The organism is Pseudomonas sp. NPDC089408 (genome assembly GCF_044749445.1).
Lineage (GTDB): Bacteria > Pseudomonadota > Gammaproteobacteria > Pseudomonadales > Pseudomonadaceae > Aquipseudomonas.
In genome coordinates this window covers 44,978-51,219 of the sequence record NZ_JBIVHY010000023.1, presented here as the reverse complement: position 1 = coordinate 51,219, position 6,242 = coordinate 44,978, and the positions used below count along the sequence as shown (strand labels likewise).

Genomic DNA, 6,242 nt, shown 5'->3' with positions numbered 1-6,242 from the left:
CAGCCGCGAACACCGGCGAAGCCGGTGCCATGCACCGCGCTGGCTTCTTCGCGGGTGAACCCGCTCCTACAAGTACCGCGCTGGCTTCAGGCTCACATGATCGATGTAGGAGCGGCTTCAGCCGCGAACACCGGCGAAGCCGGTGCCATGCACCGCGTTGGCATCTTCGCGGGTGAACCCGCTCCTACAAGTACCGCGTTGGCTTCAGGCTCACACGATCACTGTAGGAGCGGCTTTGGGCAAGCACTCTCAGCTGGCCTTCAACGCCTCCCTGGCCCGTTGGGTGGTATGCATGGGCTGCGGTTTGGCCCAGTTCTCTGGCAGGTTTATAAAATCCACCAGCTCGCGCAGGCGCCCTTGGTCTCGGCCATTGAAGGCGAATGACAAGCGGGTCAGGTGGCTGTAATTACCCACCTCATGTTCGGCACTGCTGTCCGGTTGCTGGTGATATTTGCCACTCAAGCGCAAATCGGCAAAGCCTTCCTGAATGTCATACAGCGCCGCCTCGCTCAGGGCGTGGTGCATGCGGATCACGAACTGGCTCTTCAGCCAGCGGCTGGAATGGTAGTTGCTGTAGAACTGGTTGATTTCCTCCACCGCCTCGTCAGCACTGTGCACCAGGCGCACCAGCTTCAGGTCGCTGGGCAGGATGTAGCGATTCTCTTCCAGCTGGCGGCTGATGAAGTCCAGGCAGTCACGCCAGAAGCTGCCGCCAGGTGAGTCCAGCAGTACCACGGGTACCAGTGGGCTCTTGCCGGTCTGGATCAGGGTCAGCACTTCCAGCGCTTCATCGAGGGTGCCGAAGCCACCCGGGCACAGCACCAGGGCGTCGGCTTCCTTGACGAAGAACAGCTTGCGGATGAAGAAGAAATGGAACGGCAACAGTTTGTCGGTGCCGTCCACGGTGGGGTTGGCATGTTGTTCGAAGGGCAGGGTGATGTTGAAGCCCAGGCTATGTGCGCTGCCGGCACCTTCATGCGCTGCGGCCATGATGCCACCCCCCGCGCCAGTGATGACCATCAGGTCGGACCGCGCCAGGGTGGCGCCCAGTTCGCGGGCCAATGCGTACATCGGGTGTTCCAGCGGGGTGCGCGCCGAGCCGAACACGGTCACCTTGCGTCTGCCCTTGTAGCGCTGCAGGGTACGGAACGAGTGGTCCAGTTCACGCAAGGCCTGCAGGGTGATCTTGGCGCTCCAGCGGTCGCTGTCGTCGTGGGCCATGCGCAGGATGGTCAGCATCATGTCGCGGTAGAGCGGCAGATTGGGGCTGTCTGGCGCCACCAGTTGCAATTGTGCGTCGATGTGGCTGAGGTCGATGTTGTTGTCGCGAAAATGGCTGAACAGCAGTTCATTCGATGGGTAAGGCATGCAACGTCTCCTTCTGCACCAATACCTCTGACCTCAATCTAGACCGTTGCGACCGATTGTGCCGGGCTGTTTGCCAGCGCCGCCCGTCGGCATGCGGCCACTGGCGATGCGGGTTTGGTTAACTGGTAAAGCGAAACGTGTCGATGCAGGAGGTGGCGGTATGCATCGCTTGATCATCGAAGTGGACTGGCCGCTTTACCAGCAGCTGGAAAATGCAGCCCAGGTGCACCACCTGAGCCTGGAAGCCGAATGCCAACGCAGGCTGGCGGGGCTGGAGTGCCAGTCGCGCTACTTGCAGGCGCTACTGGCCGAGATGCGCGCCGAAGCCGCTGAAGGGCATTGGCGCGCCTGTGAAGACGAGAAAGCCTAGGGTGAGACGCAGTGCTTACTTCTTCTTGTTGCCGGCTACACAACTGGCATTGTCGAACGCCTGGTCCATGACTGGCTGGTTGGTCTTGTACACCGTGAAGCGGTAGACCATCACTGCACCCTTGGACATAAGGTTGCGGAAGCCATTGTTGCGGCACACGCTGTCACCGAGCTGGCTACGCACCTGCTCAGGGTTGGCCTGCATGCGTTCGGCGTGGCTCTGGCGCACGCTCAGGTGGTTGACCAGCGCCTTGCCTTCCACGGTGTAACCCTGGTCGAGGATGTCCTCGTTGATCGCGCGCGGGGTACCGACGCTGCTCTCTTTGGCGACTTTCTCCAGCATCTTGTTCAGGTCGTAATCCTGCTTGGAAGCCGCCTGGGCTGCCAGCGGCAGGGCGAGCATCAGGCTCAGGGCGGGGGCGATAAGGCGCAGCATGAATCTCTCCTGGTTCGATGACTGGCGCTTTGACATGCGCGCGTCGACGGCGTTCCGTAAAAGTCGTGCGGGCGTGTGAACCGGGCACGGCAATACCCGATTATAAGGACCTGCCCGCCGCCTGCACAGCAATCGCCCCCTGTTCTGGTAGACTGGCGCCCTTGTTTTCCCAGAGTCATCCTTGTGCCCATTTCCAACCTGTCCAGAGGCCTGACGGCATGAGCCATGCGGTAGCGCGCCTGCGCGCCGAACGGCTGGCCCGCAGCATCAAGCCTTTCATCGCCCGCGGCTCGCGTGCCGAGCGCTGCGCCGATTGTCGGGTCATTGCCACCCACTGCCTGTGTGCCTGGAAACCCCGGGTACAGGCAGATTCGGGCGTGTGCCTGCTCATGCACGACACCGAGCCGCTGAAGCCGACCAACACCGGCTGGCTGATTGCCGACCTGATCGAGGACACGTCCGCCTTCGGCTGGCTGCGTACCTCGGTTGACGAGCGCCTGCTGGCGCTGCTCGACGACCCGCACTGGCAGCCCTACATTGTTTTTCCGGGCGAGTTCGTTGCCCAGGAGCGGGTGGTCAGCGAAGTGGTGCGCGAGCCGGGCAAGCGCCCGCTGTTCATCCTGCTGGATGCGACCTGGACCGAAGCGCGCAAGATGTTCCGCAAAAGCCCGTACCTGGACCGCTTCCCGGTATTGAGCCTGCAAGCCGAGCAGATGTCGCGCTACCGCCTGCGCCGCTCCAAGCGCGACGATCACTTCTGCACGGCAGAAGTCGCGGCCATGTGCCTGGACCTGGCTGGCGACAGCCTGGCTTCGCAGGCGCTGGATGCCTATCTGGATGTGTTCAGCCTGCATTACCTGAGCGGCAAGCGGCGCCTGCCGCTGGATGAGCAGGACGACACCCACCAACGTTTGCATACCTTCCTATAGTCCAAGGGGCACGAGCCCAGCTTTGGTTCATAATGACGGGGCTGGCAGCCAGGGTGGGCGAGACGGCAGGGCGATTGGCTTGACCACCCTTGACCGTGCTCGGCATCCTTGGCGCCGATTCCCCGCCGGGCGCTTCCCTTACCCCCGAGTGCCTGGCATAGAACAGGATCCTTAGATCGATGGCCACTTACGAAATCCTGATTGCCGATGACCACCCACTGTTCCGTGGCGCCCTGCGCCAGGCCGTTACCCTCGGCCTGGGCCCGGATGTACGCCTGGTCGAAGTCGCAAGCATTGCCGAACTGGAAACCCGCCTGAGCGAAAAAGCCGACTGGGACCTGGTGTTGCTGGACCTGAACATGCCGGGTGCCTACGGCTTTTCCGGGCTGGTGCTGCTGCGCGGGCAATACCCGCAGATCCCCGTGGTGATGGTTTCGGCGCAGGAAGAGGCTGCCGTGGTGGTCAAGTCCCGCGAATTTGGCGCCAGTGGCTTCATACCCAAGTCCAGCCCCCTGGAGGTGATCCAGGATGCCGTGCGCAAAGTGCTCGACGGCGAGGTCTGGTGGCCACCGCAGGCGTTTGAAAAGGTTGATGTCTCGGCCGAAGCCAAGGCCGCCAGCGAGGGCCTGGCCAGCCTCACGCCACAGCAGTTCCGGGTGCTGACCATGGTCTGCGAAGGCTTGCTGAACAAGCAGATTGCCTATGAACTGAGCGTGTCGGAAGCAACCATCAAGGCTCACGTGACCGCGATTTTCCGCAAGCTGGGCGTGCGTACCCGCACCCAGGCCGCGCTGCTGCTGCAACAACTTGAATCGGTTGCCAGCAACTGACTGCGCGTGGCTTCACGCTTTTTTGACCCGCGCCGGTCTAGTCTGCTGGCCTTTCTGTTGTGAAGTGACTCACATGACATCGCCATTCAAGGGCCAGACCGGCCTCAAACGTATCTTCAACGCCGCTGGCTATTCGCTGGATGGCCTGCGCGCCGCCTTCAAGGGCGAGGCTGCATTCCGTCAACTGGTACTGCTCAACGTGCTGTTGATCCCGATTGCCTTCTGGCTGCCGGTCAGCCGCGCAGAGCGGGCGATCATGATCGCTGTGTGCCTGCTGGGGCTGATTGTAGAGCTGTTCAATTCGGCAGTGGAGGCGGCCATCGACCGCATTTCGCTGGAGCGTCACCCGCTGTCGAAAAACGCCAAGGACATGGGCAGCGCCGCGCAACTGGTGGCATTGACCATGGTGGCGCTGGTGTGGGGCGTGATCCTGCTTTAAGCGATCGGCGGCAGCACGATTTCATCACTGCGGGTAAAGCCTGCAGTGAAGCTGCGGCACAACTCGAGAAATTCGCGCATGGCCGAGGTCTGGTACTTCTGCTTGTGCCAGATGAAGTAGAACTGGCGCATCAGGTCCAGCTCCGGGGTTTCCACCGGTACCAGGCTGCCACGGCGGAACGCGTCGCGCAGGGCCAGGCGTGAAATGCAGCCAATACCCAGGCCCGACTCTACCGCGCGCTTGATTGCTTCGGTGTGTTCCAGCTCCAGGCGGATGTTCAGGTTGGCACGGTGATGGCGCATGGCCTGGTCGAAGGTCAGGCGTGTGCCCGAACCTTGTTCACGCAGGATCCACGCCTCTTGCGACAGGCTTTCGATATCGGCACGGCCCAGCTTGGCCAGCGGATGCTGGGGCGCGCAGAACACCACCAGTTCGTCCTCGACCCACGGCTGCACTTCCAGGTCGGGGTGGTTGCAGTCACCTTCGATTAGACCCAGATCAATTTCGTAATGGGCCACCTGTTGCACGATATGCGCAGTGTTCTGCACATGCAGCTTTACCTGGCTTTCCGGGTGGGTCTGCATGAAGCTGCCGATCAGTAGGGTGGCCAGGTAGTTGCCGATAGTCAGCGTGGCGCCGACCGCCAGCGAGCCGAAACCGGACTTGCCGTTGAGCAGGTCTTCGATTTCCTTGGCCTGGTCGAGCAGGGCTACGGCTTGTGGCAGCAGTTGATGGCCCAGGGCGTTAAGGGCCAGGCGCTTGCCGGCACGGTCGAACAGCTGGCAGCTCGATTGCCGCTCCAGTTCAGTGATCGAAGTGCTGGCGGCCGACTGCGACAACGCCAGCAGGCTGGCGGCCCGTGAGACGCTTTGATGCTGGGCGACGGCGACGAAGACTTGCAGCTGACGAAGTGTAAATCGCATATCGATATAACCGATAACACATATCTTGATAATCCAGTTAACAGATATTGTCGCTGCCCCTAAACTATCGCGCAACTGTGCGTGTTGCACGCGCTGCGTTTTTCTTCAGGAGCCCCATCAATGAGCAACATGAACCACGAACGTGTCCTCAGTGTGCACCACTGGAACGACACCCTGTTCAGCTTCAAGTGCACCCGCGACCCGGGCCTGCGCTTCGAGAACGGTCAGTTCGTGATGATCGGCCTGCAGCAGGAAAGCGGCCGTCCGCTCATGCGTGCCTACTCCATCGCTTCGCCGAACTGGGAAGAGCACCTGGAGTTCTTCAGCATCAAGGTGCCGGACGGCCCGCTGACCTCGCAGCTGCAGCACCTGAAGGAAGGCGATGAAATCATCATCAGCAAGAAGCCTACCGGCACCTTGGTATTGGACGACCTGAACCCAGGCAAGCACCTGTACCTGCTGAGCACCGGCACTGGCCTGGCGCCGTTCATGAGCGTCATTCAGGACCCGGAAACCTACGAGCGCTTCGAAAAAGTGATCCTGGTGCACGGCGTGCGCTACGTGAACGAAGTGGCCTACCGTGAGTTCATCACTGAGCATCTGCCGCAGAACGAGTTCTTCGGTGAGTCGGTGCGCGACAAACTGATCTACTACCCGACCGTGACCCGCGAGCCGTTCGAGAACCAGGGCCGCCTGACCGACCTGATGCGCAGCGGCAAGCTGTTCAGCGACATCGGCCTGCCACCGATCAACCCGCAGGATGACCGTGCAATGATCTGCGGCAGCCCGAGCATGCTCGACGAGACCAGCGAAGTGCTGGACAGCTTCGGCCTGAAAGTCTCTGCCCGTATGCGCGAGCCGGGTGACTACCTGATCGAGCGTGCCTTCGTCGAGAAGTAAGGCGCAGGCAGGTACGAAGAAGGCGACCCTAGGGTCGCCTTTCTTATG

General features: G+C 61.5%; 8 protein-coding genes. 5 read left to right on the top strand and 3 right to left on the bottom strand.

What is annotated here, in order from left to right:
• Positions 1-249: 249 nt before the first annotated feature.
• Positions 250-1,368, bottom strand: a complete 1,119-nt coding sequence (locus ACIP02_RS24815; protein ID WP_400621964.1) for an LOG family protein — start codon at positions 1,366-1,368, stop codon at positions 250-252.
• A 160-nt stretch (positions 1,369-1,528) separates the two neighbouring features.
• Between ACIP02_RS24815 and ACIP02_RS24810 the strand changes: the two genes are divergently transcribed.
• Positions 1,529-1,738, top strand: a complete 210-nt coding sequence (locus ACIP02_RS24810) for a hypothetical protein (protein ID WP_400621961.1) — start codon at positions 1,529-1,531, stop codon at positions 1,736-1,738.
• Between the two features lie 15 nt (positions 1,739-1,753).
• On the opposite strand, the gene ACIP02_RS24805 is transcribed toward ACIP02_RS24810, so the two are convergent.
• The gene (locus ACIP02_RS24805; RefSeq protein ID WP_400621958.1) at positions 1,754-2,173 is read right to left on the bottom strand and encodes a quorum-sensing-regulated virulence factor family protein; all 420 of its coding nucleotides are present in this window, start codon (positions 2,171-2,173) and stop codon (positions 1,754-1,756) included.
• A 218-nt stretch (positions 2,174-2,391) separates the two neighbouring features.
• On the opposite strand from ACIP02_RS24805, the gene ACIP02_RS24800 reads away from it, so the two are divergent.
• The 3 genes from ACIP02_RS24800 to ACIP02_RS24790 all read left to right on the top strand — a co-directional run bounded on the left by ACIP02_RS24800 (position 2,392) and on the right by ACIP02_RS24790 (position 4,371).
• Complete coding sequence (locus ACIP02_RS24800) at positions 2,392-3,102, top strand: tRNA-uridine aminocarboxypropyltransferase (RefSeq protein WP_400621955.1); 711 nt, start codon at positions 2,392-2,394, stop codon at positions 3,100-3,102.
• 179 nt (positions 3,103-3,281) lie between these two features.
• Positions 3,282-3,932: a response regulator transcription factor ErdR gene (gene erdR / locus ACIP02_RS24795; RefSeq protein ID WP_012270921.1), complete on the top strand. Its 651-nt coding sequence runs from the start codon at positions 3,282-3,284 to the stop codon at positions 3,930-3,932.
• A 73-nt stretch (positions 3,933-4,005) separates the two neighbouring features.
• Complete coding sequence (locus ACIP02_RS24790) at positions 4,006-4,371, top strand: diacylglycerol kinase (RefSeq protein ID WP_010952700.1); 366 nt, start codon at positions 4,006-4,008, stop codon at positions 4,369-4,371.
• On the opposite strand, the gene finR is transcribed toward ACIP02_RS24790, so the two are convergent.
• Positions 4,368-5,294, bottom strand: coding sequence for a LysR family transcriptional regulator FinR (finR, locus tag ACIP02_RS24785; protein WP_400621951.1), 927 nt, complete (start codon positions 5,292-5,294; stop codon positions 4,368-4,370). The genes ACIP02_RS24790 and finR overlap by 4 nt on opposite strands.
• A gap of 120 nt (positions 5,295-5,414) precedes the next feature.
• Here finR and fpr point away from each other — a divergent pair, with 120 nt between their 5' ends.
• On the top strand, positions 5,415-6,194 hold the full coding sequence (gene fpr, locus ACIP02_RS24780) for a ferredoxin-NADP reductase (RefSeq protein WP_016501130.1): 780 nt from the start codon (positions 5,415-5,417) through the stop codon (positions 6,192-6,194).
• Positions 6,195-6,242: the final 48 nt, after the last annotated feature.